At 51.3% G+C, this 2800-nt stretch carries 1 rRNA gene; it reads left to right on the top strand.

Features of this window, described 5'->3' with window-relative positions:
- Positions 1-17: 17 nt before the first annotated feature.
- Positions 18-2800, top strand: a 23S ribosomal RNA gene (locus AB4507_RS00305); the annotation flags it as partial.

The following is a 2800-nucleotide window of genomic DNA, read 5'->3' as shown; positions in this document are numbered from 1 at the left end:
ACCCTTTCGGGTTGTATGGTTAAGTGACTAAGCGTACACGGTGGATGCCTTGGCAGTCAGAGGCGATGAAAGGCGTAATAACTTGCGATAAGCCCAGATTAGGTAGTAATAACCTTTTGAGTCTGGGATTCCTGAATGGGGAAACCCACTTACATAAGTAAGTATCCTGTTGTGAATACATAGCAACAGGAGGCAAACCGGGGGAACTGAAACATCTAAGTACCCCGAGGAAGAGAAATCAACCGAGATTCCGAAAGTAGCGGCGAGCGAAATTGGATTAGCCCTTAAGCTTTTAATGATGCAGGTGAAGAGTCTGGAAAGTCTCGCAGTAAAGGGTGATAGCCCCGTAACCGACACATCATAATCAGTGAAAACGAGTAGGGCGGGACACGTGATATCCTGTCTGAATATGGGGGGACCATCCTCCAAGGCTAAATACTACTGACTGACCGATAGTGAACCAGTACCGTGAGGGAAAGGCGAAAAGAACCCCTGTGAGGGGAGTGAAATAGAACCTGAAACCGTGTACGTACAAGCAGTAGGAGCACCTTCGTGGTGTGACTGCGTACCTTTTGTATAATGGGTCAGCGACTTAATTTTAGTAGCAAGGTTAACCGTTTAGGGGAGCCGTAGGGAAACCGAGTCTTAACTGGGCGTACAGTTGCTAGGATTAGACCCGAAACCAGGTGATCTAGCCATGGGCAGGTTGAAGGTTGAGTAACATCAACTGGAGGACCGAACCGACTAATGTTGAAAAATTAGCGGATGACTTGTGGCTAGGGGTGAAAGGCCAATCAAACCTGGAGATAGCTGGTTCTCCCCGAAAGCTATTTAGGTAGCGCCTCGGACGAATACTACTGGGGGTAGAGCACTGTTAAGGCTAGGGGGTCATCCCGACTTACCAACCCTTTGCAAACTCCGAATACCAGTAAGTACTATCCGGGAGACACACGGCGGGTGCTAACGTCCGTCGTGGAGAGGGAAACAACCCAGACCGCCAGCTAAGGTCCCAAAGTATAGCTAAGTGGGAAACGATGTGGGAAGGCTCAGACAGCCAGGATGTTGGCTTAGAAGCAGCCATCATTTAAAGAAAGCGTAATAGCTCACTGGTCGAGTCGGCCTGCGCGGAAGATGTAACGGGGCTAAGCTATACACCGAAGCTGCGGCTACGTACCTTAGGGTATGTGGGGTAGGGGAGCGTTCTGTAAGCCGTTGAAGGTGGTCTGTAAGGGCTGCTGGAGGTATCAGAAGTGCGAATGCTGACATGAGTAACGATAAAGGGAGTGAAAAACTCCCTCGCCGGAAGACCAAGGGTTCCTGTCCAACGTTAATCGGGGCAGGGTAAGTCGACTCCTAAGGCGAGGCCGAAAGGCGTAGTCGATGGGAAACGGGTTAATATTCCCGTACTTCTTACAATTGCGATGGGGGGACGGAGAAGGCTAGGTGGGCCTGGCGACGGTTGTCCAGGTTCAAGTACGTAGGCGGGTGGTTTAGGTAAATCCGGACCGCTATTAACGCTGAGATACGATGTCGAGCTACTACGGTAGTGAAGTCATTGATGCCATGCTTCCAGGAAAAGCCTCTAAGCTTCAGATTGTAAGGAATCGTACCCCAAACCGACACAGGTGGTCGGGTAGAGAATACCAAGGCGCTTGAGAGAACTCGGGTGAAGGAACTAGGCAAAATGGTACCGTAACTTCGGGAGAAGGTACGCTCTTATCAGTGAAGTCCCTTGCGGATGGAGCAGACGAGAGTCGCAGATACCAGGTGGCTGCAACTGTTTATTAAAAACACAGCACTGTGCAAAATCGTAAGATGACGTATACGGTGTGACGCCTGCCCGGTGCCGGAAGGTTAATTGATGGGGTTAGACTTCGGTCGAAGCTCTTGATCGAAGCCCCGGTAAACGGCGGCCGTAACTATAACGGTCCTAAGGTAGCGAAATTCCTTGTCGGGTAAGTTCCGACCTGCACGAATGGCGTAATGATGGCCACGCTGTCTCCACCCGAGACTCAGTGAAATTGAAATCGCTGTGAAGATGCAGTGTACCCGCGGCTAGACGGAAAGACCCCGTGAACCTTTACTACAGCTTGGCACTGAACATTGAACCTACATGTGTAGGATAGGTGGGAGACTATGAAACCGCGTCGCTAGATGTGGTGGAGTCGTCCTTGAAATACCACCCTTGTAGTTTTGATGTTCTAACGTTGGTCCCTGAATCGGGATTACGGACAGTGCCTGGTGGGTAGTTTGACTGGGGCGGTCTCCTCCCAAAGAGTAACGGAGGAGCACGAAGGTGGGCTAAACACGGTTGGACATCGTGTGGTTAGTGCAATGGCATAAGCCCGCTTGACTGCGAGAATGACAATTCGAGCAGGTGCGAAAGCAGGTCATAGTGATCCGGTGGTTCTGAATGGAAGGGCCATCGCTCAACGGATAAAAGGTACTCCGGGGATAACAGGCTGATACCGCCCAAGAGTTCATATCGACGGCGGTGTTTGGCACCTCGATGTCGGCTCATCACATCCTGGGGCTGAAGTCGGTCCCAAGGGTATGGCTGTTCGCCATTTAAAGTGGTACGCGAGCTGGGTTTAGAACGTCGTGAGACAGTTCGGTCCCTATCTGCCGTGGGCGTTGGAAAATTGAAAGGGGCTGCTCCTAGTACGAGAGGACCGGAGTGGACGAACCTCTGGTGTTCGGGTTGTCATGCCAATGGCATTGCCCGGTAGCTAAGTTCGGAATCGATAACCGCTGAAAGCATCTAAGCGGGAAGCGAGCCTTGAGATGAGTTTTCCCTGGC

The organism is Vibrio sp. 10N.222.54.A3 (assembly GCF_041474095.1).
Lineage (GTDB): Bacteria > Pseudomonadota > Gammaproteobacteria > Enterobacterales > Vibrionaceae > Vibrio > Vibrio crassostreae_C.
Note: the sequence above shows the minus strand (reverse complement) of the source record. Positions and strands in the feature narration are given on the sequence as shown.